At 70.6% G+C, this 24,920-nt stretch carries 24 protein-coding genes; 10 read left to right on the top strand and 14 right to left on the bottom strand.

The window, feature by feature from the left end; translation table 11 throughout:
* Window positions 1–76 precede the first annotated feature (76 nt).
* Genes JKJ07_RS37215 through JKJ07_RS37245 form a run of 7 tightly spaced genes read left to right on the top strand, consistent with a single transcriptional unit; the run spans window position 77 to window position 7,198 of the window.
* Window positions 77–1,447: an MFS transporter gene (locus JKJ07_RS37215; protein WP_202996662.1), complete on the top strand. Its 1,371-nt coding sequence runs from the start codon at window positions 77–79 to the stop codon at window positions 1,445–1,447.
* A gap of 40 nt (window positions 1,448–1,487) precedes the next feature.
* A complete protein-coding gene (locus tag JKJ07_RS37220; protein ID WP_202996663.1) occupies window positions 1,488–2,369 on the top strand; it encodes an amino acid ABC transporter permease in 882 nt (293 codons plus the stop codon).
* Window positions 2,366–3,082: an amino acid ABC transporter ATP-binding protein gene (locus JKJ07_RS37225; protein ID WP_202996664.1), complete on the top strand. Its 717-nt coding sequence runs from the start codon at window positions 2,366–2,368 to the stop codon at window positions 3,080–3,082. Before JKJ07_RS37220 ends, JKJ07_RS37225 begins: the two co-directional genes overlap by 4 nt.
* A gap of 16 nt (window positions 3,083–3,098) precedes the next feature.
* Window positions 3,099–4,070, top strand: a complete 972-nt coding sequence (locus tag JKJ07_RS37230; protein ID WP_202996665.1) for an ABC transporter substrate-binding protein — start codon at window positions 3,099–3,101, stop codon at window positions 4,068–4,070.
* A 2-nt stretch (window positions 4,071–4,072) separates the two neighbouring features.
* Window positions 4,073–5,185, top strand: coding sequence for an LLM class flavin-dependent oxidoreductase (locus JKJ07_RS37235; protein ID WP_202996666.1), 1,113 nt, complete (start codon window positions 4,073–4,075; stop codon window positions 5,183–5,185).
* Window positions 5,178–6,512 carry an NtaA/DmoA family FMN-dependent monooxygenase gene (locus JKJ07_RS37240; protein WP_202996667.1) on the top strand — a complete coding sequence of 445 codons (1,335 nt, stop codon included), beginning with the start codon at window positions 5,178–5,180 and terminating at the stop codon, window positions 6,510–6,512. Before JKJ07_RS37235 ends, JKJ07_RS37240 begins: the two co-directional genes overlap by 8 nt.
* Window positions 6,509–7,198, top strand: coding sequence for a GNAT family N-acetyltransferase (locus tag JKJ07_RS37245; protein ID WP_202996668.1), 690 nt, complete (start codon window positions 6,509–6,511; stop codon window positions 7,196–7,198). The genes JKJ07_RS37240 and JKJ07_RS37245 overlap by 4 nt, the downstream gene beginning before the upstream one ends.
* Here the strand turns inward: JKJ07_RS37245 and JKJ07_RS37250 are convergent.
* Genes JKJ07_RS37250 through JKJ07_RS37285 form a run of 9 tightly spaced genes read right to left on the bottom strand, consistent with a single transcriptional unit; the run spans window position 7,187 to window position 17,615 of the window.
* Window positions 7,187–7,885: an endo alpha-1,4 polygalactosaminidase gene (locus JKJ07_RS37250; protein ID WP_202996669.1), complete on the bottom strand. Its 699-nt coding sequence runs from the start codon at window positions 7,883–7,885 to the stop codon at window positions 7,187–7,189. The two genes, JKJ07_RS37245 and JKJ07_RS37250, sit on opposite strands and share 12 nt — an antisense overlap.
* Window positions 7,882–8,838 carry an NAD-dependent epimerase/dehydratase family protein gene (locus JKJ07_RS37255; RefSeq protein WP_202996670.1) on the bottom strand — a complete coding sequence of 319 codons (957 nt, stop codon included), beginning with the start codon at window positions 8,836–8,838 and terminating at the stop codon, window positions 7,882–7,884. The genes JKJ07_RS37250 and JKJ07_RS37255 overlap by 4 nt, the downstream gene beginning before the upstream one ends.
* Window positions 8,835–10,130 (bottom strand): nucleotide sugar dehydrogenase, encoded by a 1,296-nt coding sequence (locus JKJ07_RS37260; RefSeq protein ID WP_202996671.1) that lies wholly within the window; start codon window positions 10,128–10,130, stop codon window positions 8,835–8,837. Before JKJ07_RS37260 ends, JKJ07_RS37255 begins: the two co-directional genes overlap by 4 nt.
* Window positions 10,131–10,142: 12 nt before the next feature.
* Window positions 10,143–11,009: a glycoside hydrolase family 191 protein gene (locus JKJ07_RS37265; RefSeq protein WP_307834600.1), complete on the bottom strand. Its 867-nt coding sequence runs from the start codon at window positions 11,007–11,009 to the stop codon at window positions 10,143–10,145.
* A gap of 8 nt (window positions 11,010–11,017) precedes the next feature.
* On the bottom strand, window positions 11,018–11,854 hold the full coding sequence (locus JKJ07_RS50510) for an NAD-dependent epimerase/dehydratase family protein (protein WP_236030513.1): 837 nt from the start codon (window positions 11,852–11,854) through the stop codon (window positions 11,018–11,020).
* Window positions 11,851–12,579: a sugar phosphate nucleotidyltransferase gene (locus JKJ07_RS50515; protein ID WP_236030514.1), complete on the bottom strand. Its 729-nt coding sequence runs from the start codon at window positions 12,577–12,579 to the stop codon at window positions 11,851–11,853. Before JKJ07_RS50515 ends, JKJ07_RS50510 begins: the two co-directional genes overlap by 4 nt.
* 26 nt (window positions 12,580–12,605) lie before the next feature.
* Entirely contained in the window at window positions 12,606–14,009 is a 1,404-nt protein-coding gene (locus tag JKJ07_RS37275) for a hypothetical protein (protein ID WP_202996672.1), read from the bottom strand.
* Window positions 14,006–15,496: a GT4 family glycosyltransferase PelF gene (gene pelF / locus JKJ07_RS37280; protein WP_202996673.1), complete on the bottom strand. Its 1,491-nt coding sequence runs from the start codon at window positions 15,494–15,496 to the stop codon at window positions 14,006–14,008. Before pelF ends, JKJ07_RS37275 begins: the two co-directional genes overlap by 4 nt.
* A 7-nt stretch (window positions 15,497–15,503) precedes the next feature.
* Window positions 15,504–17,615 (bottom strand): Agd3-related carbohydrate-binding protein, encoded by a 2,112-nt coding sequence (locus tag JKJ07_RS37285; RefSeq protein ID WP_202996674.1) that lies wholly within the window; start codon window positions 17,613–17,615, stop codon window positions 15,504–15,506.
* Window positions 17,616–18,259: 644 nt separating this feature from the next.
* Here JKJ07_RS37285 and JKJ07_RS37290 point away from each other — a divergent pair.
* From JKJ07_RS37290 to JKJ07_RS37300, 3 genes are read left to right on the top strand one after another with little or no spacing between them, the layout of a single operon-like run.
* Window positions 18,260–19,489 (top strand): alpha/beta hydrolase family protein, encoded by a 1,230-nt coding sequence (locus tag JKJ07_RS37290; protein ID WP_202996675.1) that lies wholly within the window; start codon window positions 18,260–18,262, stop codon window positions 19,487–19,489.
* Between the two features lie 9 nt (window positions 19,490–19,498).
* A complete protein-coding gene (locus JKJ07_RS37295) occupies window positions 19,499–20,818 on the top strand; it encodes a sensor histidine kinase (protein ID WP_202996676.1) in 1,320 nt (439 codons plus the stop codon).
* Window positions 20,819–20,824: 6 nt separating this feature from the next.
* A complete protein-coding gene (locus JKJ07_RS37300; RefSeq protein WP_202996677.1) occupies window positions 20,825–21,430 on the top strand; it encodes a response regulator transcription factor in 606 nt (201 codons plus the stop codon).
* A gap of 10 nt (window positions 21,431–21,440) precedes the next feature.
* Here the strand turns inward: JKJ07_RS37300 and JKJ07_RS37305 are convergent, their stop codons facing one another.
* From JKJ07_RS37305 to JKJ07_RS37325, 5 genes are all read right to left on the bottom strand, one after another.
* On the bottom strand, window positions 21,441–22,193 hold the full coding sequence (locus JKJ07_RS37305) for a hypothetical protein (protein ID WP_202996678.1): 753 nt from the start codon (window positions 22,191–22,193) through the stop codon (window positions 21,441–21,443).
* 20 nt (window positions 22,194–22,213) lie between these two features.
* On the bottom strand, window positions 22,214–22,534 hold the full coding sequence (locus JKJ07_RS37310; protein WP_202996679.1) for a cold-shock protein: 321 nt from the start codon (window positions 22,532–22,534) through the stop codon (window positions 22,214–22,216).
* Between the two features lie 29 nt (window positions 22,535–22,563).
* Window positions 22,564–23,019: a GNAT family N-acetyltransferase gene (locus JKJ07_RS37315; RefSeq protein WP_202996680.1), complete on the bottom strand. Its 456-nt coding sequence runs from the start codon at window positions 23,017–23,019 to the stop codon at window positions 22,564–22,566.
* Between the two features lie 28 nt (window positions 23,020–23,047).
* Window positions 23,048–23,641, bottom strand: coding sequence for a DUF8108 domain-containing protein (locus tag JKJ07_RS37320; RefSeq protein WP_202996681.1), 594 nt, complete (start codon window positions 23,639–23,641; stop codon window positions 23,048–23,050).
* Between the two features lie 123 nt (window positions 23,642–23,764).
* Entirely contained in the window at window positions 23,765–24,136 is a 372-nt protein-coding gene (locus JKJ07_RS37325) for a hypothetical protein (protein WP_236030515.1), read from the bottom strand.
* Window positions 24,137–24,920: the final 784 nt, after the last annotated feature.

The raw sequence follows: 24,920 nt of genomic DNA on the forward strand, positions 1-24,920 counted from the left end.
GCCGAACTAGGATATAAGCAAGAGGTCAATGACTTTCGTCCCAGATAGCGGGGAAGACCCGGAGAAGCGGGGAAGCATGCATCGTCGGGCGATCACCCTTGCCCTCTGCCTGGCCGCCGCGTTCACCACGCTGCTCGATCAGTCCAGCCTCAACACCGCGGTCCCCGCTCTGCGCGCCTCACTGGGCGCGGGCGAGAGCGAGGTTCAGTGGATCATCGCGGGCTATTCGCTGACGTTCGGCCTGGCCCTGGTGCCCAGCGGGCGCCTCGGTGACGCGTACGGTCGCAAGTGGCTCTTCGTGCTGGGAATCGCCCTGTTCAGCACGGCCGCGATCGTCGCCGGCACCGCGCAGGAGGCGTGGGTCGTGGCGGTCGCCCGGCTGGTGCAGGGCGTCGGCGCGGGCACGGTCAACCCGCAGGTGCTCGGCATCATCCAGGAGCTGTTCGACGGCCCCGGCCGGACCAAAGCGCTGGGCGCCTACGCCATCGTGGGCGGGGTGGCCGGGGTGATCGGACCGCTCGTCGGCGGCCTCTTGATCGACACGTACGGGTGGCGCAGTGTGCTGTTGCTCAACGTGCCCTTCGGGCTGGTCACCGTGCCCCTGGCGATCAAATGGTTCCCCCGTCGAAAGCCGCGCGAGCACCGGCATGCCAGTCTCGATCTGCCCGGGTTGGCGCTGCTGGGCGGGGCCACGCTGTGCCTGCTGCTGCCGTTCACCGGTGCCGACCAGCGGGCCTGGATCGCCGGAGTCCCTCTGCTGGTCGCCGCGCTGATCGCCTGGGAGCGCCGGTACGCCCGCCGCGGCGGCACCCCGATCCTGCTGCCGGCCCTGCTGCGCGAGCGGGGCTATCGGACGGGCACCCTGATCGCGACGTTCCAGTTCGGCGCCTCGCTGTCGGTGTCGCTGGCCATCACGCTCTACCTGCAGGAGAAGCTCGGCTGGCCGGCCCTGCACGCGGGCCTGACCGTGCTGCCCGGGGCGCTCGGGTTCGCCCTGCTCTCGGCCATCGGCTGGCGGGTGGTGGGCCGCCACGGCCGGCGCGGCATCTTGTGGGCGCTGGTCGGCTCGCTGGGCGCGGTCACCTCGACGATCGGGGTGCTGCACTGGGTTCCGGGGCGCTGGCTGGGCCTCGGGCTCGGGCTGACCCAGCTCGCGAGCGGGGCCGCGTCGGGGCTGATCATCTCGCCCAACCAGGCTCTCACGCTGCTGCACGCGCCGCCGGGGGCGGCCGGGCTGGCCGCCGCGTTTCTGCAGCTCGCGCAGCGGATCTCAGCCACCGTGGGCACGGCCGCGGTGGCCGGCGTGGTGCTCGGCGGGTCCGGGCCGGGACCGATCACCGGCGGGTTGGCGATCTGCGCGGGCATGCTCGCGGCGGCCGTCGCGGTGGCCTGGCGTGACCTCGCCCGGGAGTCGTTGACAGGTTCGTTAAACATATACACCCGATAGGTATTGAGGGTTTTAGGGTCGCGACCCTAGCGTCATCGGCGTGAGCCTTCTGTCGCGTACCACCGCCTCGCCGCCCGGCGTGACCGAGCCGCCGAGCGACAACCTGGTCGTCGTGCCGGCCCGGCACCCGTGGCGCTGGATCGCGGCCGCCGCCGTCCTGATCGTCGTGGCCCAGTTCCTGCACGGCCTGATCACCAACCCGGGCTGGGACTGGGCCACCTTCTTCGGCTACTTCTTCGAGAAGTCCGTGATGGATGCCCTGCTCATCACGCTGGAGCTGACGTTCGCGGGCGCCGTGCTCGGCTTCGCGGGCGGCATCGTGCTGGCCCCGATGCGCATGTCCAAGAATCCGGTGCTGGCCTGGGTCAGCTGGACGTTCATCTGGGTCTTCCGGTCGGTGCCGCTGATCGTCCAGCTGCTTTTCTGGGCCAACCTCGGCTACCTGTACGACCGGCTGCAGATCGGCGTCCCGTTCGGCCCCGGCTTCCTCCACTTCGAGACGTCCACGCTGGTCAGCGCCTTCGGGGCGGCGTTGCTGGGCCTGGCGTTGCACGAGGCCGCGTACGCCGCCGAGATCGTCCGCGCCGGCATCCTCTCGGTCGACTCCCGGCAGCTGGAGGCCGCGGCCGCCCTGGGCATCCCGCGGCTGCGCCAGTTCCGCCGCATCCTGCTCCCCCAGGCCATGCGCGCGATCCTGCCCAACGCGGCCAACGAGCTGGTCAACCTGCTCAAGAGCACGTCGGTCGTCTACGTGCTGGCCATCGGCGAGCTGTTCTACCAGGTGCAGGTCATCTACGGCCGCAACGGACGGGTCGTGCCGCTGCTGCTCGTGGCCACGGTCTGGTACGTGATCCTGACCGCCGCCCTCTCGGTTCTGCAGCACTACGTCGAGCGTCGTTATTCGAGGGGGTACGTCCGATGATCGAGCTCAGCGGTGTGCACAAGTCGTTCGGCACCCTCGAAGTGCTGCGGGACGTCACCCTGACCGTCCCGGCGGGCAGTGTGACGGTGATCCTGGGGCCGTCCGGGTCGGGCAAGTCGACCCTGCTGCGCTGCATCAACCACCTGGAGAAGGTGGACCGCGGGCGGGTCCGGGTCGACGGCGAGCTGATCGGCTACCGCCGGGCCGGCGACAAGCTGTACGAGCTCAGCGAGCGCCACATCCTCAAGCAGCGCGCCAAGATCGGGTTCGTCTTCCAGACGTTCAACCTCTTCCCGCACATGACCGCGCTGCAGAACGTGGCGGAGGCCGGCGGCGGCATCGAGCTCCTCGAACGAGTCGGCCTCGCGCACAAAGCTCATTCCTATCCCCGCCAGCTCTCCGGCGGCCAGCAGCAGCGGGTCGCCATCGCCCGGGCCCTGGGCCGGCAGCCCAAGCTGATCCTGTTCGACGAGCCCACCTCGGCCCTCGACCCCGAGCTGGTCGGCGAGGTGCTCGACGTCATGCGCGACCTGGCCCGCGCGGGCACCACGATGATCGTCGTCACCCACGAGATCGGCTTCGCCCGCGAGGTGGCCGACACCATCGTCTTCCTCGACGAGGGCCGCCTGCTCGAACAGGGCCCGCCCACCGAGGTCCTCGACAACCCCCAGCACGAGCGCACCCGCGCGTTCCTGTCAAAAGTTCTCGTCTGAAGGAGCAAACCTCTCCATGCGTACGAAATCCGCTCTGCTCTTGGTGGCCGCGCTGGCGGGACTCGCCGCCTGCGCCGCGCCCGACGAGAAGCCCGCCGCCGGCGCCGACGTGCAGCAGGCCGCCGCGGTCACCATCAACGACGGCCCCGACCAGCAGCGCATCATCCCGGCCAAGGTCGACGCCGCCGCGGCCCTGCTGCCCGAGGCGATCAGGCAGAAGGGCACGCTCACGATCGGCGTGGGTGCGGCCGGCGCCGGGTTCGCCCCGCTCGCCTTCACCGCCACCGACAACAAGACGCTGATCGGCAGCGAGCCCGACATCGCGGTCGCCGTGGCCGGCATCCTCGGCCTCAAGCCCGACCTGCAGAACACCAGCTGGGAGAACCTGTTCATCGGCCTCGACAGCGGCAAGTACGACGTCGGCGCCTCGAACATCACGGTCACCGAGGAGCGCAAGCAGAAGTACGACTTCGCCACCTATCGCAAGGACGAGCTGGCGTTCGAGGCCAAGAAGGGCAGCGGCCTCAAGGTGACCGGGCCCAAGGACGTGGCCGGCAAGAAGGTCGCGGTCGGCTCGGGCACCAACCAGGAGAAGATCCTCGTCGAGTGGAGCGAGGAGGCCGTCAAGCAGGGCCTGCCCAAGGTCGACATCAAGTACTACCAGACCAACCAGGCCACCTATCTGGCCCTGGGCTCGGGGGCCATCGAGCTCTACCTCGGGCCCAACCCGACCTCGGCCTATCACGTGGCCAAGGCGGGCGAGACCGAGATCGTCGGTACGTACTCCGGCGCCGGCTCCACGCTGCAGGGCAAGATCGCGCTGACCACGAAGAAGGGCAGCGGCCTGGTCGAGGCCTACAAGGCGGCCCTGGACGAGCTGGTCAAGTCGGGCGACTACCAGAAGATCCTGGACCGCTGGAACCTGGCCAACGAGACAGTCGACGCGCCCGAGATCAACCCGCCGGGCCTGCCGATCGAGGGGAAGTGACCATGACGAACTTGCATCTGGCGGTGGCCCTGGACGGCGCCGGCTGGGCCCCCAATGCCTGGCGTGAGCCCGACGCGCGGCCCGCGGAGCTGTTCACCGCCCGCTACTGGATCGACCTGATCGCCGAGGCCGAGGCGGGCAAGCTCGACTTCGTCACCATCGAGGACGGGCTGGGCGTGCAGACCGACGACCCGGCCCAGGTGCAGGGGCGGCTCGACGCGGTGCTGATCGCCTCGCGCGTGGCCCCGCTGACCCGGCACATCGGCCTGGTCCCGACGGCCACGGTCACGCACACCGAGCCGTTCCACATCTCCAAGGCGATCGCGACCCTCGACTACGTGAGCCGGGGCCGCGCGGGCTGGCGGGTTCAGCTCTCGGCCAAGTCGGCGGAGGCCGCGCACTTCGGGCGGCGCCAGATCCCCGCCATTTCGCCCGACAAGATCAACGACCCTGACGTACGGGCGGTGGTGGCCGATCTGTTCGACGAGGCGGCCGACTACGTGGAAGTCGTACGGCGGCTCTGGGACAGCTGGGAGGACGACGCCGAGATCCGTGACGCCGCCACCGGCCGGTTCATCGACCGCGACAAGCTGCACTACATCAACTTCGAGGGCCGCTTCTTCACGGTGAAGGGCCCCTCGATCACGCCCCGGCCGCCGCAGGGCCAGCCCGTCGTGACCGCCCTGGCCCACAATGACATCCCGTATCGGTTCGCCGAGAAGTCGGCCGACGTCGTCTATGTCACGCCGAAGGACGCCGCCGACGCGCACCGGATCGTCAACGACGTCAAGGTGCAGCACGTCTTCGCCGACCTGGTCGTGTTCCTGGAGCCGGTTCAGAACGCCGCGATTCTGAGCGACGCCAGAGTCTTCACCGGCACCCCCGCCCAGCTGGCCGATCTGTTGCTCGAATGGCAGGAGGCCGGCATCACCGGGTTCCGCCTGCGCCCAGGACGCCTCCCGTCCGACCTCCGCGGCATCACTCGCGGCCTGGTCCCCGAACTGCAGAGACGAGGCGTTTTCCGTACGGAGTACGAGGCGGACACCCTGCGCGGCCTGCTCGGTCTAGGGAAGCCCGCCAACCGCTACGCCGCCGAAGGAGTCCGAGTTGCCTAAGCAGATCCACCTCGCCGCGCACTTCCCCGGCGTCAACAACACCACGGTCTGGAGTGACCCCGCCGCCGGCAGCCACATCGAGTTCGACTCCTTCGTCAAGCTCGCCCAGACCGCCGAACGCGCCAAGTTCGACTTCTTCTTCCTGGCCGAGGGCCTGCGGCTGCGCGAGCAGGGCGGCCAGATCTACGACCTCGACGTGGTCGGCCGCCCCGACACCTTCACCGTCCTCGCCGCCCTGGCCGCGGTCACCGAGCACCTCGGCCTGGCCGGCACGATCAACTCCACCTTCAACGAGCCGTACGAGGTGGCCCGCCAGTTCGCGTCGCTCGACCACCTCTCCGGCGGCCGGGCCGCGTGGAACGTCGTCACCAGCTGGGACGCCTTCACAGGGGAGAACTTCCGGCGCGGCGGCTTCCTGGCCGAATCCGACCGCTACAGCCGGGCCACGCAGGCCCTCGAGACGGCCAAGGAGCTGTACGACTCCTGGCCCGCCGACGCCATCGCGGCCGACAAGGAGAACGGCGTCTTCCTGCGCCACCCGGACGCGGGCACGTTCCAGCACACCGACCAGCACTTCGACATCTCCGGCCGGTTCAACGTGCCCCGCAGCCCCCAGGGCGGCCCGGTCATCCTGCAGGCGGGCGACTCTGACGCGGGCCGCGAGTTCGCCGCGGCCACCGCCGACGCCATCTTCAGCCGCCACGGCACCCTGGCGGACGGCCAGAAGTTCTACACCGACGTCAAGGACCGCCTCGCGAAGTACGGCCGCGAGCGCGACTCGCTCAAGGTGCTCCCGGCGGCGACGTTCGTTCTGGGCGATACGGACAACGACGCGCAAGAACGCGCAAGAGTGGTGCGGCGCCAACAGGTCAGCGGGGCGACCGCGATCAAGTTCCTCGAGCAGCTGTGGAACCGCGACCTCTCCTCGTACGACCCGGAGGGACCGCTGCCCGAGATCGACCCCGACGTCTCCGACGAGCACATCGCGCGCGGCCGGGCCAGCGTTCGGATGCACCGCGACCCGATTGCCGTGGCCAACGAGTGGCGGCAGAAGGCCGAGGCCGAGAAGCTGTCGATACGCGACCTGATCATCGAGGTGACCGGCCGCCAGACGTTCATCGGCTCGGCCACCACGATCGCCGACAGCATCGACCACCTCGTGCAGGAGGACGCGAGCGACGGCTTCATCCTGGTGCCGCACGTGACACCGGGCGGCCTCGACGAGTTCGCCGACACGGTCGTCCCGCTGCTGCAAGAAAAAGGCGTTTTCCGTACGGAGTACGAGGGCTCGACGCTCCGCGAGAACCTCGGCCTGGCGCCCCGATGACCACGGTCCAGGCCGGCCTCGACGACCCGGTAGTCGCCTCTTTGCGGGGCGAGCACTCGAAGTTCGCCCAAACGTACGGGCGGGCGATCCGTTACGACCCGCAAGTTGCACCCTTCCACGCCGTCGAGGACCCTGACGATCCGCAGGCGTGGGCCGACCTGGCCGCGCTGACCGGTCCGGGTGCCGAGGTGGCGGTGGCCGGGCCGATCCCCAAAAGGCATCCCGGCTGGGAGATCGCGGGCGAGGTGGCCGGCGTCCAGTTTGTCGACGAGTCGCTCGCCGCGGCGCCACTCGCCAACGCGCAACAACTGACACCAAGCGACGTCCCCGAGATCCTCGCCCTGATCGAGCTCACCCAGCCCGGTCCGTTCCGTCAGCGCACGATCGAATTGGGCACCTATCTCGGCGTACGGGAAAACGGGGTTTTGATCGCGATTGCCGGGGAGCGCCTCCACCCGCCCGGCTGGACCGAGATCAGCGCCGTCTGCACCCACCCGGCGTTCCGCGGACAGGGCCTCGCCACACGCCTGGTGCAAGCGGTCGCGTACGGGATCAGGCAGCGCGGCGAGGTCCCGTTCCTGCACACGTCGGCCGCGAACGCGAACGCGATCCGCCTCTACGAGTCGATAGGTTTCCGGCTCCGGAAGCGGACCACGTTCGCGGTCTACAAGACGTCAGACGCGTGACAGCGCCCGATCGCTGACGATGCACTGCATGCCGAACTGCCGGGCCCGGCGGACAGCGAAGTCCGTCAGGCCCGGGTCGTCGGCGTAGTCCAGCGCGTACAGGTCGAGCTGCAACCGCAGCAGTTGCTCGGCGATCTGCGCGTGGAATTCGAGGGTGTCCGCCGGCCAGGCCGCATAGCCCTCCTCGGTCCACCGGGCCGAGAACGACTCGAACACCACCCCGTCGACCAGCTCGGCCAGCCGCGGCAGCATCCCGAAGCCCCGGTTGGCCAGGATGTACGCCGAGCCCGCCTCGGCCCGCAGCGCCGCCACCAGGGTCAGCAGGTGCGGCACGTCCTCGGGGAACGTGAGCTCGACGTTGAGCGTGTCGAGGAACAACCCGTCGAACCCGGCCGCCAGCGCGTCGCGCGCCTGACCGACCACGTGCGAGACCCAGTCCGGGTGCCCGACGTGCACGAACTTGCCGCCCCAGTCGGGGTTGACCTCGGTGCGCTGCCACTCGGCGGGCGGCCCGGTGTCCTCCGACAGGGTCAGGTACGCCAGCACGTGCACGCCCTTGCCCTTGAGGTAGGCGATCTCCTCGGGCTTGTAGAAGTCGGGCTGCAGCACCACGCGCGGGTACTCCGCGAGGTCGATCAGCTTGCCGTTGCCGTAGTAGAAGCAGATCGGCGCGCGTTCGTCGGTCATGACGGTCTCCCGTGCTCGGCGTACCACGCGAACGTCGTACGGACGCCTTCTTCGAGCGTGACCGTCGGCTCGAAGCCGGTCAGCTCACGCAGCTTGGACAGATCCGGGCAGCGCCGGCGCACCGATCCGGACGGCGCGGCGGCGGTTTCCAAACCGGGGCTGACCTCGGCCACCCGCAGCACCAGCTTGGCCAGGTCGCCGATGTTGGTCTCCTCGCGGTCGTTGCCGATGTGCACGATCTGCCCGGCCGCCGCGGGCGTGGCCATCAGCCGCACCATGGCCTCGACCGCGTCGTCGACGTGGCAGAACGCGCGGAACTGGTCGGCCCCGGGCACCCGGAACGGGTCCTCGCCGCCGCGCGCCCGCAGCGACATCTCCGGGATCACGTGGTCGGCGCCCATCCGCGGCCCGTACACGTTGTGGAACCGCCCGACGACCGCGTCGAAACCGCGGGCACGGGCGGTGTGCAGGAACGCGGCCTCGCCGAGCAGCTTGCTGACCGCGTACGCGAAACGGGGTGCCGTGATGTCCGAGATCATCGTCGGGATCGCCTCGGGCGTGGGCACCGGGACAATGCCGGCGTCGACCCCGCCCGCGTAGACCTCGCTGGTCGAGGCGAAGAAGACGCGCTCCCCCGGCTGCAGCCAGTCGAGCAGGTGCATCGCGACGAGCGTGTTGACGCGGACGACGCGGGCCGGGTCCTTCTCCACGTTGCGCACACCCACGACGGCAGCAAGCAGGTAGATCTGGTCCCAGCCGTGCTCCAGACCCGCGTAGAAGGCCGGGTCGGTCAGGTCGCCCGAGACGATCGTCGCGCCCAGCTCCTGAAGATCAGTGTCGGAGCGGCCCCGCGAGAAGTCGTCGACGATCGTGACGTCGTGGCCGTCGCGCACCAGGCGCCGGGCCAGGTGCGCGCCGATGAAGCCGGCGCCGCCGAGCAGCAGGGCCCTCATGCCGCCACCAGGCCCAGGCCGGCGTAGCGGATGCCCGCGGCGCGAACGGCGTCCGCGTCGAGGATGCGCCACGAGTCGAAGATGAGCGCCGGCCGCGCGTCGCCCAGCATGGCGTTCACGTCGACCGCCCGGTAGTCGGGGTGGTCGTTGATGACCAGCACGGCGTCGCTGTCGGTGAACGCCTTGTCCAGGCTGACCGGGTCGCCGCCGTACTGCCGCACCACTTCGGCAGTGACCATCGGGTCATGCCCGGTGACGGTGATGCCGGCCGCCGAGAAGATCGGCATCATGGTGGCGATCGGGGTGCCGCGCATGTCGTCGGTGGGCGGCCAGCCCTTGTAGGCCCAGCCCAGCACGGCCAGCCGCAGCCCGCGGGTCTCGCCGCGGATCTCGCGCAGCAGCCGTACGACGATCTCGGCCACGTGCTTGGGCAGGTATTCGTTGAGCGCGCGGGCCTGCCCGACCAGGAACGGCGTGTAGTCGCCGGCGCTGTCGAGCATGATGTACGGGTCCTTGGAGAGGCAGCCGCCGCCGACGTAGCCCGGCTTGGACAGGTCGGGCCGCGGGTAGTCGACGTTGGCCGCCTTGATGACCTCGAGCGGGTCGAGGCCGTGCTGCTCGGCGATCAGCGCGATCTCGTTGCCGAACGAGTAGATCAGGTCGGTGTGGCAGTTGTTCGACAGCTTGACCAGCTCGGCCGTCTCCAGGTCGGACACCGGCACGACGGTGTTGGCCAGTCCGCCGAAGAACTCGAGACCGGCCTGCAGCGACGCGTCGTCCAGGCCGCCGACGACCTGCGGCAGCTCGACCAGCTCGCGCAGGGCCTGACCCTGGATCGTCCGCTCGGGCGCCATCACCAGCTTGACATCGTCACCCCACGCGGCCTGCAGCTCCGGCAGCACCACCTTGCGGCTGGTGCCCACCGGCACGGTGCTGCGCACGACCACCAGGGTGCCCGGCGCGCACGTGGCGGCCACGCTGCGGGCGGCGGCGGCCAGGTTGGCAAGGTTGGGCCGGCGGGTCTGCTCGTCCACCGGGGTCGACACGCTGATCACGGCCACGTCGACGGTGTTGTTCGGCAGCGTCTCGGCGACGTGGACGGTCTGGCCGACCTTGGCGGCGAAGATGTCCTCGACACCGGGCTCGAAAATGTGCGAGCGCCCCTGCGAGAGGGTGTCGAGCACGTGATGCGACACGTCGGCGCCGTGCACGGTGTAGCCCATGTCGGCCAGCGCGGCGGTCAGCGTCAGACCGACGTAGCCGAGGCCGACGACTCCGATCGTCTGGGGCATGCGTTTCTCCTTCTACGGACAGGGTTTTGCGGGTCGGTCCAGCTCCAGCACCGTGACGGTGCCGGTGAAGCGTTCGGTGGCGTAGTGCTCGCAGGCGGCGCGCACGTCGTCCGCCTTGGTGGCGTAGTCGACGCTGAGCACGAACTTGCCCGCGTCGCGCAGGGCCCGGGTGTCGGCCAGGTTCTCGGCGCACCAGTCCTCGTCGCAGCGCTCGTCGGTGGCCCGGAAGAACAGCTCCTCCATGCCGATGCCGTCGATCGCGGCGGTGTATCCGGGCTGGTGCCGCAGTTCCGGCGAGTTCTGCGGCACGATCAGAAAACCAGGAACCCGGCCTTTCCCGTACGCGCTGATCCGCTCGACGAGCGTGGCCATGTCGGCGGCCAGCTTGTCGCGGTCGCGCCCCGGCACGGCGTCCAGCGCGATTTCCTCGTACGCCAATGGGGTGTCGAGATAAACGCCGTCGAACCCGGCCCGGACCGCCCGGTCGACGCGGGGTTTGACGACGAGCTCCCACCAGCGGTCGTCGTAGTAGCGCACGAAGAACTCGCCCGGCCAATCCGCCCACTCGTTGCCGATCAGGTCCTTGGGCAGGTTCTTGTATTCGGGCCGGAAGTCCTCGATGCTGCCGATCTCGAAATACGCGAGCACCCGCTTGCCGGTCGCCCGGACGGCGTCGACCTCGTCGGCGGTGAAGAAGTCGCTGTGCGCGTCGCGGGCGAGGTCGATCACGACGGTCTGATAGGGCCCGGCGGCGAGCTCGTCGAGGCGGTTGTCCTTGTAGTTCTGCAACTGATAAGCCCACGCATTTTTCTCAGCGGACGGCGAGGGCGACGAAGGCGTGCAGGCGGCGACGGTCAGCGCCGCCAGCAGAACCGTCACCGCCCTTCTCACGCGTCTTCCCAGATGCTCTTGATAGAGGCGCTCAGGTCGTGCGCGGGCGCCCAGCCCAGGTCCTTGGCGGCCCGGGTGATGTCGGCCTGGATCCAGTTGACCGCGGCCGAGCGCTGCGGCCCGGCGCCCTGCTCGCGGACGGGCCCGGTGAACCCGGCCACGCGGGCCAGCATTTCCACGGCCTCCCGTACGGTCACCGCGCGCCCGCTGCCGGCGTTGTAGACGGGATGCGGCACGTCGTCGGCGACCACCACCGCGCGGATCAGCGAGGCCACGTCGCGCACGTCCACGAAATCCCGGTACGCGCCGAGCGGCCCCAGCGACAGCTCGGTGTGCCCGGCCCGCAGCTGCGCGGCCACCCGGCCCAGCACGTTCTCGGCCGGCTGACCCGCCCCGATCGGGTTGAACACGCGCAGCGACACGGTGTTGCCGGCCAGCGCGAACAGCCTCGTCCCGGCGGCGTGGCTGACCCCGTACGCGCCGACCGGTTCGAGCCGGTCGTCCTCGGCCACGGCGTGCCCCTCGGGGACGACGCCGTACTCCCCCGCCGAGCCCAGCCGCACGAGACGCGCGTCCGGGGCCGACTCGAGCAGCTTGGCCGCCACCATCGCGTTGGCCCGCATCAGCTCGCCGGGCGTGCCGGTAAGCGCGCCGACACAGCACACCACCGCATCCGGCCGTTCCACCCGGACCAGCGCCTTGAGATCGTCGAGCTCGCCGTTGATCAGGTCGTACCGGTCCCGGCCGGGGCAGATCAGGTCGCCCGCGTCCTCGAGCGCGTGGCGGACATGCCGCCCGATGAACCCGGACGAGCCGAAGAGGAGGATTCTCATACGGGCTCCCCCGCGCGGTCCCGGAGCAGCTTGGGCCGCAGTTCCTCGAAGCTGCGGTTGGCCTCGTCGTAGTCCTCGGGCCGCCCGATGTCGAGCCAGAACCCGGTGAACGGATAGGTGGCCGGGTGGTCGCGCCGGGCCAGCAGGTCGAGCACCAGCTCGTCGAAGCCGAACGAGCGGCCGGCCGGGTAGGGGGCCAGGGTGCGCCGGCTCATCCCGTACACGCCCATGCTGACCTGATAGCGCAGGCTGGGCTTCTCGCGGAAGCCGATGATGCGCGACTGCTCGACGTCGAGCACCCCGAACTCGACCTTGTGGGTGCGCTCGGCGATGGCCACGGTCAGCCCGGCGCCGCTCAGGGCGTGCTGGTTGAGCAGGTCGGCGTAGTCGAGGTCGGTCAGCACGTCGCCGTTCATCACCAGGAAGTGCTCGGGCAGGGTGTCCTTGAGGCCGAAGAGCGGGCCCACGGTGGACAGCGGCCGGTCCTCCTCGATGTAGTCGACGCGCAGCCCCCAGCGGGCCCCGTCGCCCACGAACGCCTTGATGAGCGGGCCGAGATGGTTGATCGCGAGCGTCACGGAGGTGAAGCCGCATCCGGCGAGCTGGTCCAGCACGATCTCGAGGATCGCGTGCTTGTCGCCGATGGGCATCAGTGGCTTGGGCAGCGTGGTGGTGTACGGCCGCAACCGCACCCCCTTGCCGCCGGCGAGAATCACCGCGTGCATGCAGATCTCCCCCTTTTCCGGTTGACCTACCGGTAGTGGCGTACCTGGCGGACGGACGGAGCCAGGCCGAGCAGGAACAGCGCCAGCAGCGCGAGCACGCTGCCGGCGAACAACACCGTGTCGATCAGCGGGGTGACCGCACGGCCGAGCAGGAACACGGCGCCCAGGTGCAGCGCCAGAGCGGCGAGCAGCGACGCGCAGAGCCGGCCGAACCGCTCGAACCCGGCCAGCAGGAACGCGACGTAGTAGGCGCCGGCCAGCAGCACGTGGGCGACGACCATGACCATGACCGCGGGATCGGTCGTGCGCAGCACCGCCACGAGCGCGACGCCGAGCACGGCCGGGACGGCCAGGCAGAGCAGGATCTCGTGGCCGATCACGCGGGCCAGGTGCACTTCGAAATCGGCCGGGCGGCGGCTGGTGCGGGTCAGGCCCACAGCCTGGCCCCGGAACCGTTCGGCCCGCCACTCGACGAAGCCCATCGACAGGATCAGCGGGGCCACCGCGACGGCGATGTCGAGGCGGCCGGACAGATAGGGCAGGGCCGCGTGCAAAAGCAGAAGAGCCGAGAGCAGCCCGTACGCGGTGACGCCGCCCAGCGCGCGCCAGGGCAACCGGGCCGGCGGCTCACCGGCTCGCCCCTTGCGGAACGTGCACCAGAGCGCGGCCGAGAACGCGAGCAGGACCCCGGCCCCGGCGGCGATCAGCGCGGCGTCGCGGGCCCGCTCGTCGAGCAGGTAGGCGACGCCGGCCACGACCGCCGTGGCCATCGCGAGCGCCTGCCACAGCTCGCGGCGATAGAACATCAGGACCGTGCCGGCGAGCTGGTAGGTCAGCTGACCGGCGGCCAGCAGCACCAGGGCCCAGCTGCCGATGGCCGCGCCGATCAGGCCGCCCAGCAGCGGGGCGGCCAGGGCCGAGAAGCGCAGCAGGCGGGCCGCGCGGTGCGGGCGGTTGGCGCCGAGCAGCTTGTACGCGGCGAAGGCGACCGTGCCCGCGTACGCCCACCCGGCGACCCCGGCCAGGGTCAGCGCGAGCACGGCGTGGCGGTGGCCGAGGACCGCCAGCACGGCCGGGAAGACCGCGCTGGGCAGGGCGTACAGGGGGCCGTGGAGCAGCAGGCGCAGGGTCTGGCGGCGGCCGTGCCCGGTGGCGACCGGGGCCGGCGGGTCGTCGGCGGGCGGGCCGAGGCGGCGGAACACCTCGGACGACAGCGCGAACACGTCGGGGAAGCCGTACTCGACCCGGGCGATGCGGTCGGTGACGCCGTCGGCCTCGAGCGCGGCGGCGACCTGAAGCGCTTCGACGGCCCGCGCGAGGGCGGGTCGCATCCGGTCGACGAGCATGTCGAGCGGGTCGGTCGAGATGCGTGGCAGGACGACCGGGTGGGTCGGCGGGGCGGTGGCTTCCGCCTGGTCCTCGACCGTCATCGCATGCCCAGCCAGGCCGGGGCGGCGGGACGCAGCCGGGGTGCCGGGATCGCGCCCTCGAGCGGGCGGGCCAGGCGCTCGTAGACGTCGCGGTACATCTGCAGCGACTGTGCGAGCGTGAAGTGCTCGAGCACCCGCTGCCGGGCCGCGTACCCGAGGTTGAAGCGCAGGTCGTCGTTCTCCAGCAGCTCGATGCAGGCCTCGGCCACGGCCGCGTGATCGCGCGGCGCCACGACCCGGCCGGTGTCGGCGACCGCCTCGGCCACCCCGCCCACGTTGGTGCACACGCAGGGCCGCCCGCAGGCCATGGCCTCGACCACCGTGTACGGGAAGCCCTCGGAGATGCTGGTCAGCGCGACGATGCTGCCGGCGTGGTAGGCGTCGACGGCCCGCTCGATGCGGCCCTCCAGCTTGGCCGAGTCCTCGAGGCCGAGCTCCTCGATCAGCCGCTGGCACGACTCGTGATACGTGCGGTTGACCGCGGGGGTGCCGCCGAAGATGCGCAGCCGGGCGTTCGGGATCTTGTCGCGGACGATCGCGAACGCGCGGATCAGCGTGTGCAGGTCCTTGAGCGGGTCGACCCGGCCCATGAAGGCGATCGTCGGCACGTCGGGCTCACTGGTCGCGGCCGGGAACTCGGCCGGCTCGACGCCGTTGTACATCGTCCACATGCGCTCGGGGTCGGCCCCGTTGTGCAGCTGCCACCGCCGGTTGTAGGACGAGTGCGGCGCGAGCACGTCGGTGATCAGGTACGCCGCGCCGGCCAGCGAGCGGAAGAAGCTCAAGGCCATCACCCGTACGGCGTGGGGTGCGTCGTCGTGCAGGTAGGACATGTAACGCTCGCGCAGGTAGATGCCGTGCTCGCTCATCACCAGCGGGGTGCCGTAGCGCCACTTGGCGACCATCGCGACCAGCATCGACAGCCCGTTCATCGAGCAGTGCACGATGTCGGCCTGCACGGCGGGGGCGCTCAGCGGCCGCAGCATGTGCTCCAGCAGCCAGGTCGCCTGCACGGCGTCGGCGACCGTGGGGGCCGGGGCGGTCTGCTCGACGCGCAGCGCGCGCCACGCGTCGAGCATCATGGTGACCGCCTCGTTGCCGACGAGCGCCTCGCCGAGGTTGCCGCCCGACTCGGCGTACTCGTACAGGCCGCGCAGGGCCAGCAGGAACAGCCCGCGGCCCTGCTCGGGCTGCAGCGTGTCGACCGGCGTGATCAGGGCCCGCAGAAACATCTCGTACGGGCCCGTGAAGGCCGGCCCGGGGCTTTTTGTGAAGCGGCCGCGATCATGGCCGCCCCACAGCGGCACGGAGTGCACCCGGTCCAAGTTCGCCGGTTCGGCGAAGACCGACTGCTCGGAGCCGTCGACGGTGAGCGCGACGACCTCCCAGCGGTAGTCGGGCATCCCCTTGATGAGCTGCTCGCACCAGATGCTGACGCCGCCCATCGCATAGGGATAGGTCCCCTCGGACACGAGTGCGATCCGCATTGTTCGGTTACGCCCTCGGCTGGGCGGTGACGGTCACCGCGGTGCCGGCCGTGAGCGCCAGCGGTGCGGTGACATCGGAGCCGTACGTGGTCGAGGTCGCCGCCTGCACGCCGCTGACCTGAACGGTTCCGGCCGCCGGGGACGTCACCGTCACCTCCCCGGTGGACCGGTCGTAGACCGCGTCGACCCCGGCCGCCAGCTGGTTGAAGTGCTGAGTGCGGACGCTGGTGTAGGCCCCGATCTCGGCCCAGTCCTGGTTGAGCAGCGGCACCGAGTAGATCGCCCGGTACTTGCTGACGACCGCCTCGACCCAGTCGGTGGCCAGCGTGCGGCCGTTGCCGTAGTCGCGGACGTTGGCGATGTGCAGCGTGTGCGTGTTGATGCCGCCCGCCGCCACGTGCTGCAGCGCGATCTGAGTCTCGTAGTCGAGGATCTGCTCGTACGTGCGGTTCGTCGGCCAGTACGGGAACTTGCCGTTGGGGCCGTAGAAGGAGTTGTAGAACGCGGTCTCCTCCTCGGGCGTCGTGCAGAAGTAGGCGAAGTTCGTCGGCCAGTCCGGCACGACCTCGACCGCGGGCTCCATCGGGTGCACGAGCGAGGCGTTGAAGTGCGCCGGCTTGTGGCTGGCGAACGACATGTTGCCGTGCAGGTAGCGGATGTTGAGGTCCTTGGCCGCCTGCAGCAGGTTCGGGTTCGAGCCCTCGAGGCCGTGGTCGACCGGCACGCCGGTGTCGTCGTCCGGGTCGACCGTGTAGACGCCCAGCCCGGAGTATTCGGGGGTCTTGAGCACCCCGGCCGACTCGGTCAGGCCGATGCCGGCCCCCGCCGTACGGTTCTGCAGGATCTCGTTGCGCGTGGTGGCGTAGCTCGTGTGGTTGAGCTCGGGGTGGTTGAACGTGTGGTTCAGCCACCGGAAGTCGTTCGCGAGACACTTGGTCGTCGCGGTGAGCTCGTTGATGCCGCCGTTCGGGCTGCACTGGTTGCCGGCGAACGGGTCGATGTCGGCACCGTTGAAGGCCAGGTTGAACTTGAACCCGAGGCCGAGCGCGTCCTGCCGCTGGTCGAGGTTGACCATGTCGTGCGCCGAGACCTGGAACCCGGGGTCGTATTCGATGTGCCCGTCCGGGTAGTAGTGGTCGGCGGTGTTGAACCAGTCGTCGATGTCGACGTTGAGGTGGTGCCGCTGCTCGCCGAGGAACAGGCCCTTGGTGGCCCAGCGCACGAGCCCGTAGACCAGCACGTCGGACTGCAGCAGATACTGGTTGAGCGTGAACGTCAGCGCGAGCCGCTCGCGGCCGTCGGCCGAGGTCGAGCGCACGCCCAGCACGTTGGTGCCGTCGGTGGCGATGGCCTCGGCGGCGCAGCCCGGGGCGATGCTCGTCTTGTAGACGTACGACTGCACGACCGGGATCGCGGCGTCGGCCTTGAGGTAGTCGAACACCCCGGCGCCGGCACTCGTGAGGCTGACGTTGAGCGGGGTGTCACCGACCGAGGTCTCGCCGGCCGAGCGCAGGCAGTAATCCTCGGGCCAGGCGCCGTAGCTGGTGTAGAGCGCGGCCTGGCGCACCCCGAAGTTCCGCTCGTACGCCCAGAGCGTGTTCCACTCGTTGGCGTCGAGCCCGTTGAGGTAGTTGGCGCCGTCGGCGTACACGAGCATGGTGTTGGTCAGCAGGATCGCGTTGTACTTGCCGGTGCCGTCGGCCCGCAGCAGGGTGTCGACGGTCAACGGCGTGTCGGCGCTGTAGAGCACGTCGTACGAGGCGCCGAGGCGGTCCAGCGTCGTCTTCCACGTCGGGACGCCGAAGTCGTCCTGATTCGTGGCGACGACCAGCGCGCGCAGGGCGACCTTGTCGTTGAGGCCCGCGGCCTTCGCTGTGGGCTTCTGGAAGCTTTGCCCGGCGGCCTTGTTGAGAGCGACCTTGCCGGAGCGCTTGGGCAGGGGCTTGGGCGGGGTCACCCGGGGCGGGGCGACCTGGCCGTAGCCGGGAATCTGGGGTGGGGTCTGGGGTTTGGCGGGCTTCGCGTCCGCGGGCGCCGCCGCCACGATGGTCCCAACGACCAGGGCGGCGACTATAGCGCTTACCGCACGGCGGTAGGCGGGCATGCGGGCAGCGGCCATCGAGGAACCTCCACGGTGGACGGGAGTGGGGTGGGGCGGGGCGTGCCGACGGCGAGTCTAAGCAAGATTTAAGGATTGCCGGGGCGCTATCGGCCTGTCCGCCGCACGACCATTCCCGACCGTTGACGCCAATCGACGGCAGTGATAACCCGGTCGCGATTCGACAGGTTTCAAACCACCGTTACGGCTCGGTTTTCTCGTGCTGACAAGCCATTTCCCCCCGTACGGGTAATGGTCCGTTAACAATCCGTCCGGTCCGGCCGCCGCTCGCCGGCAGCTCGGATTATCGCGCAAGATCCTTATACGCCCGATGTGCGCGTGTTGCCGGGATGTGCGGTCGCGGCGCAATCGGTCTGGTTTAGACGGTCGACGATGGACACAGCGTGGCCGCGCACCGACTCCCCGCCCATCTCGGTGATTGAGACGTATCAATAGGAAATGGCGTTTCCCTTACGGGCCCGGCGGCCCCCGAATGCCCTCGCGACATGTCCGCGAAATGTCCGGACCGGAGTCGGCAAATTACCCGCGGGTAAATACGGGCGGGCCGTTTATGACAGATGTCACCGATGCGTCGTGCAGCCTGCACCCGAACCGATGAGCCACCGCACTGCCCCCGCCTCCCCCGCCCGGAAACCCTTGTCCGTATGACGATTGCCGCTCTCGCCCTGGCCGCCGCCCTCCTGCCGGGCCCACCCACACCGGCACCCTCCTTGCCGGCTCCCACCTCGCTCCGGCCCTCACCGCCTGCCTCCGCCTTCGCCTGGCCCGCCTCTGTCGTGCCGGAGTCCTCTTCACCGTCTGCGTTCGGACTCGCCGACGTCGACGTGCAGCTCACCTTGCCTGCGCCCACCGGCCGGCACCCCGTAGGCACGGTCTCGCTGCATCTGATCGACTCGTCCCGGCCGGACCCGTGGGTCCCCGCCGAGAAACGGCGCGAGCTGATGGCCCAGATCTGGTACCCCGCCGCGACCGTCCGCGGCTACCCCCGCGCCGACTGGGTGTCGCCACAGATCGCGGCCCGCATGGCCCCGTCCGGCTCCGGCGCGGTCCTGCCGGTGACGCACGGGCATGTCGGCGCCCCGGCCGCCGCCGGACGCCGTCCCGTCGTGCTCTGGTCCCCCGGCCTCGGCATGGAACGCACCTCCAGCACCGCCCTGGTCGAGGAGCTCGCCTCACAAGGATTCGTCGTCGTCACGATCGACCACACCCACGACGCCAACTTCGTCGAATTCCCCGACGGCCGCCTCGCCACCCTGGCGATCCCCATCCCCGCCACGCCGGCCGAGGAGCAGACGATGCTGGCCAAGGCCCTCGCCGTACGGGTGGCCGACACGCGCTTCGTGCTCGACCAGCTCACCCAGGGCCGCCTCGTCCGATCGTTGCCCCATGGCCTCGCCGCGGCCCTCGATCTGCGCCGCATCGGCATGGCCGGGCACTCGATGGGCGGCGCCACCGCGGCCGAGGTCATGCGCGTCGACCCCCGCGTCCGGGCCGGGGCCAACCTCGACGGCACCTTCTTCGGCTCGCCCCTCACGACCGGCCTCCACCGCCCGTTCCTCATGCTCGGCGCGGGCGTCGACGACTCCTGGACCACGATGTGGGGCAAGCTGCGCGGACCGCGCTACTGGCTGCAGGTCGACCACACGGCCCACCTGTCGTTCACCGACCTGCAGACCCTGCTGCCCCAGCTCGGCACGCCCGCCCCGGAGCGGGAGCAGCTGATCGGTAGCATCGACGGCGAGCGGTCCATCGCCGTCCAACGGCCGTACGTGGTGGCCTTCTTCGACCGCCACCTGCGCCACGGCGACGCCCGGCTGCTCGCCGGACCGTCCCCCCGCTTCCCCGAGATGCGCTTCTACCCGAACTTCCCCTAGCGAGACGCCATGCGCAGCCAGACGGACCGGTTCGAGCTCTACATCAAGGTCACGCTCTACAGCAACGTGCTGCTGGTGCCGCTGATCGCGGGCGGGGCCATCCTCTCCCGGCCCCGCATCGGCCCCGAGGTGCTGCCGGTCATCGCCGCCACCACCATCCACGTCCTGCTCTGCGTCCTGCTGATGCGCGCGGGCATCGCCTCCTACCCCACCGCCGGCCCCCGCCCCGTACAGCCGGCCGGCGGCCCCGTACAGCCGGCCGCCGGCCCTCGCCTCCTACAGCCGGCCGCCGGACCTCTCGCCGGTCGGCCCGCGGTTGGCCCTCGCCCCCTTCGGCTGATCGCGGCCGGGGCGGTGTCGACCGCGATCGCCTGCGCCACCGCCGTTGGTGCCTACCCTCGCCCCGCCGCCGGCGATCCCGACAGTCCCACCGCCGCCGTCCTGCTCATGGTCATCACCCTGTACGCCGTGGCGCTGGCCACGGTCGTACGGGCCGCGGTCGTGGTTTGTACCCTCGGCCTGGCCGGCTGCACCACTCTGGCCCTCGTGGCCGGCCCCGGCTCCGCCATCGCGCTGGCCGCGGTGCTGCTCGTGCTGGCCCCCGCGGCCCGGGTCACGCTGTGGACGCTGGGCCTGGTGCGCGAGCTCGACGAGGCCCGCCGCGTACAGGCCGGCCTGGCCGTCACCGAGGAGCGCCTGCGCATCTCGCGCGACCTGCACGACGTCCTCGGGCGTACGCTCTCGGTCGTGGCTCTGAAGGCCGAACTCTCGGCACGCCTGGCGCAGCGGGGCCGCCCCGAGGCCGCCGACGAGATGCTCGAGGTGCGCCGCATCGCGCAGGACGCCCTGGTCGACCTGCGCGCCGTGGTCGGCTCCTACCGCACGGCCGACCTGCCCACCGAGCTGGCCGGCGCCCGCTCGCTGCTCGAATCGGCCGGCCTCACCTGCCACCTGACCGGCGACGCCACCACGCTGCCCGCCCCGGCCCAGGCCGCCCTGGGCTGGGTGGTCCGCGAGGGCACCACCAACGTGCTGCGCCACAGCGAGGCCACCACCTGCCAGATCACCCTGACCACCACCCCCGGCACGGCGACGTTGACGATGGCCAACGACGGCGTCCCGGCCGCTCCGGGCGCGGTGCGGCTGGGCAACGGCCTGACCGGGCTCAACGAACGCATCGCCGCCCTGGGCGGCACCATGACCGCCGCCCGTGTCCAACCCGCCGGTTTCTTGCTGACGGCTCGTCTCCCCGTCGCCCCGCCGGGCCCGGGCCGGGTGAGACGCCGTGATCGGAGTGCTGTCCGACCCCTCGATGCCTCGGCCGGGTGAGACGTCGTGATCCGCGTGCTGCTGGCCGACGACGAGCACCTGATCCGGGGCGCGATGGCCGCCCTGCTGGCGCTGGAGGACGACCTCACCGTCTCGGCCCAGGCCGCCACCGGCGCCGAGACCCTGTCGATGGCCCGCGCCCTGCACCCCGACGTGGCGATCATCGACCTGCAACTGCCCGACATGGACGGCGTACGGGTCGCCGAGGTTCTGCACCGCGAATTGCCCACCTGCCGCACGATGATCGTCACCAGCCACGGCCTGCCCGGCCACCTGCGCCGCGCCCTGGCCGCCGGCGTCCGCGGCTTCCTGCCCAAGACGGCCGCCGCCGAGGTCCTGGCCACCGTCATCCGCACGGTCGCCGCGGGCGGCCGCTACGTCGACCCGCAACTGGCCGCCGAGGCCATCAGCGCCGGCGACAGCCCCCTGACCACCCGCGAAACCGACGTGCTGACACTGGCTGCCACGGGCGCCCCGATCGACGAGATAGCCCGCCGCGCCTCCCTCTCCCCCGGCACGGTCCGCAACTACCTCTCCGCCGCCGCCGGCAAACTGGGTGCCGCCAACCGCCACGAGGCCGCCCGCCGGGCCCGCGAACAAGGCTGGATCTAGCTTCTCTTCGCTACAGCGGCAACAGGTCGCGGACCAGCCGGAACCGTACGTCCCACTGGTTGTCGTCGCCGGACGGCCAGGGAAAGCCGCCCTCGGCGAAGACCCAGTTCAGGTACGAGACGAACGGCATCGTGGTGTCCCAGCGGAAGAGACCGTCGACGCAGCCGTCGGGCAGGACGAAGCCGTACGCGTCGCCGCCGCTGGTGTTGTCCTTGTGGAAACGATCGGGCGCGGCCGGCAGCACGAACAACCCGTTGTCGGGTTCGTCCGCCTGTCGTTCGTTCCAGTCGTCCCACTCGTCCTGGATGTAGTCGCGGATCGGGTGCTCGGCGGGGTAACGGGTGCACTCCAGCTCGATCACGAGCGGGTCCGCGCTCGCCGCGACCTCCCACTCGGAGTGCGTGCCGACCAGCCAGACGTCGCCCACGATCCGGATCCACGAGGACAGCGTCATGGGTACGGGGCCGAACCGCTGCTCGAGCCACTCGACGTAACCCTGCGCGTCCGGGGTCGGCGGGATGTGGGCCGGCACCGGCGTCTGGTCGTCGTCGTTGCTGTGGAAGCGGTAACCCTCGCTCGTCAACCGTTCGACGATCACCTCGACGTTCTGCCGGGCCCGGCGCGCCATCTCGTCACAGACCAACTGCGCCTCGTACGCCTGATCGGACTGCCGGTCGATGCTGCCGAGCTGCCGCAATTCGTGCCAGACCTGGTCGCGTTGCCCGTCCTGATAGCGGCGCAGCCATCCCGGCGAGGTCGTCATGGCGGTGATCTTGCCACGGGCTATTCGGTGCCGTCGTCCGGGTGGGGCGGGTCGAAGGTCAGGGTCAGCCGGCTCTCGTACGCCCCCGACGAGGCGGCCGGGATGGGGGCGTCGACGGGCTCGTCGGGGCCCGTCCAGACCTTCAGGGCCCGAAAGGCGAAGCCGTCCTGCTGCGCCGCCTCGGCCGTGAACGTCACGGGCTGCCCCGGGGTGAGCATGCGGAAGCCGTCCATGGCGAGGACGGAGAAGTGCACCCAGCACCCGCCGGGCACGTCCGGGCCGTCGATGACACCCCAGCCCTCGTCGACGTCGAAGGTGCGCACCGTGCCCACGCTGCTCATCGGGCCAGTCTGCCCGACCGCCCCCGCGTTCAGAGAACGAGTTTCAGCCGTGGGGCCTTCGTGTGCGCGAAGCCGAGCCGCTCGTACAGGCGCTGCCCCTCCGGCGTGGCGCTCAGGTCGACACGGTCGGCCTCGATGGAGCGGGCCCACTCAAGCACGTCGAGCACCAGCGCCGAACCGAAGCCGCGGCCGCGGTGGGCGGGCAGCGTGATGACGTTGGCCAGCCGCACGGTCCGGCCGCGGACGCACTGAGGGTTCGGCACGCCGAGCTCGAGGGTGCCGACGGCCGTGGCGACGATCGCGCCGTCGTCCTCGATCACGGGGAAGCGGGCGGTGTCCGGGTCGTCGACGTAGCGGGCGAACCACTCGGCCGCATGCGTGCGCCACGGCGCCTCGGCGTCCCGTTCGTCGAACAACAACGCCCACAACTCGAGCAAATCGTCGCCGTCAGACTTGGTCGCGACCCGAAGGCGCCCAGCGTTCATCGCCGTCACGGTAGCCGGGGCCGACGGGTCAGAGGCCCCGCTTCTGGTTCCAGTTGATGACGTACCAGGCGTACAGGATGTTGCCCAGGCCGGCGGTGAAGAAGAACAGCAGCACGTGCAGGCCGAACGACTGGCGCTTGCGCAGCCCATGTCCACCCGCGAACGCGGCCGCACTCATATTGTTGTTGATCACGACCTGGGGCGCGGGCTGCGGCGCGTACTGCTGCACATGCCCCTGCGGCGCATAGGCCTGCTGCAGGTGCTGCTGGCCAAAAGCCTGCTGCGGGTACGAGTGCTGTGGATACGGCTGTTGCTGATACCGCTGCTCCTGGTATGGCTGCCCCTGGTACGACTCCTGATGCCGCTGCCCCTGGTACGGCTGCTCCTGGTACGGCTGCTCCTGGTACGGCTGGTGCTGGTACGCCCGGCCGTACGGCTGGGCCGGGGCCGGCTGGTTGCCGTATTGCTGCGGATACGGCTGCACCCCGGAGCCCGGCGCGGGAGCCGGCGTGTACGGCGGCCGGCCGGGCGGCGACGGGTAGGCGGCCGGGCTGGCCGGGTGGGCGCTGTGGGGCGTGTAGCCACCGTAGGAGGGCTCGTCTGACGGGACCGGGTGTGACACGGTGGCACTCCAGTGGATCTTTTGAACTTGAAGCAGCAGATTAGTTGATCTTCTAGGCCCCGGACGGTCGTCCTGACGGCTACTTCGGCCCGGTCGAACAGCCGGGAGAATAGGACCCGCAGGTCAGCTGGCCCGGCAGCGGTACGACACCGCGGTGCCCGAGCTGACCGGCGCCGGTTCGACGATGTTGACCGTGGCCGTCTCGGAGGTCGAACCAACGCCGCTGAACGTCCAACGCAAGGTGAGAGTGGCAACGCGCTGCCCCCGGCCGACCCGCTCGGTCAACACGGCCCCGGGCGGCGCATCCGACCGGAACCACTGATAGCGAATCACCCCGCCCCGCCCGTTGGTGCGCACGGTGGCAACCACGTCGACGGTCACATCACAGCGACTGACGGCCGGCCGCGGCACCGCCACCGTGACCCCCTCCAGCTCGAGCGGACTCAGCCGCTGCCACACATAAAGCCCGGCCACAACGATCAGCGCCAGAGTCACCAGCCCCGACAATACCGACACAACCCGCCGCCCCCACCGCCGCGGCCGCGCGGGAGCCGGCCACGCGGGCGCCCCCGCCGGAGCCACCACCGGCACCCCCGGCCCAAAACGCACCTCACCCCCAGCCCGGTCCGCCGGATCCCCAAGCACGGCGCCACCACCCTCAACCCGGTTCGCCGGATCCCCAAGCACGGCGGCACCACCCTCAACCCGGTTCGCCTGGTCCCCAAACACAGCACCACCCTCAGCCCGGTTCGCCAGGTCCCCAAGCGCGGCGGCATCACCCTCAGCCCGGTTCGCCAGGTCCCCAAGCGCGGCGGCACCAGACCATGGCCCCGCCACGGGCCCGCCCCGGCTCGCCCCAGACCGACCCGCGGTCGAAGTCGGCCCGCCCAACCGAACCGTCGAGTCCAACGCGGCCGAGCGACCAGCGCGTTCGGCCGAAGGTGAATACGGGTTCGGCGCGGGCGGATAAACAACCGGGCTCGACCCGGACGAACGCACGTTCGGGCCCGCGGTGTGCGGACGCACCGCCGGGTTCAACGCGGACGAATGTCCGGCCGTCCCGGGTTGGGACTGGCCCGCGGTCGGGTCCAAGGCGGGCGGACGCCCGGTCAGGCTCAGCGGAACTTGGTTCACCGTCGCGTCCAAGGCTGGCGTATGCCCAACCGGATTAGGGGGAGACTGCCCCACCGTCGGGCTCGAGGCGGACGAACGCCCGGCCGGGCCCGGCGGAAACTGGCGCAAGGTCGGGTCCGAGGCGAACGGACGCCCGGCCGGATCA

The organism is Paractinoplanes lichenicola (genome assembly GCF_016785085.1).
In the GTDB taxonomy this organism is placed as follows: Bacteria; Actinomycetota; Actinomycetes; order Mycobacteriales; family Micromonosporaceae; genus Actinoplanes; species Actinoplanes lichenicola.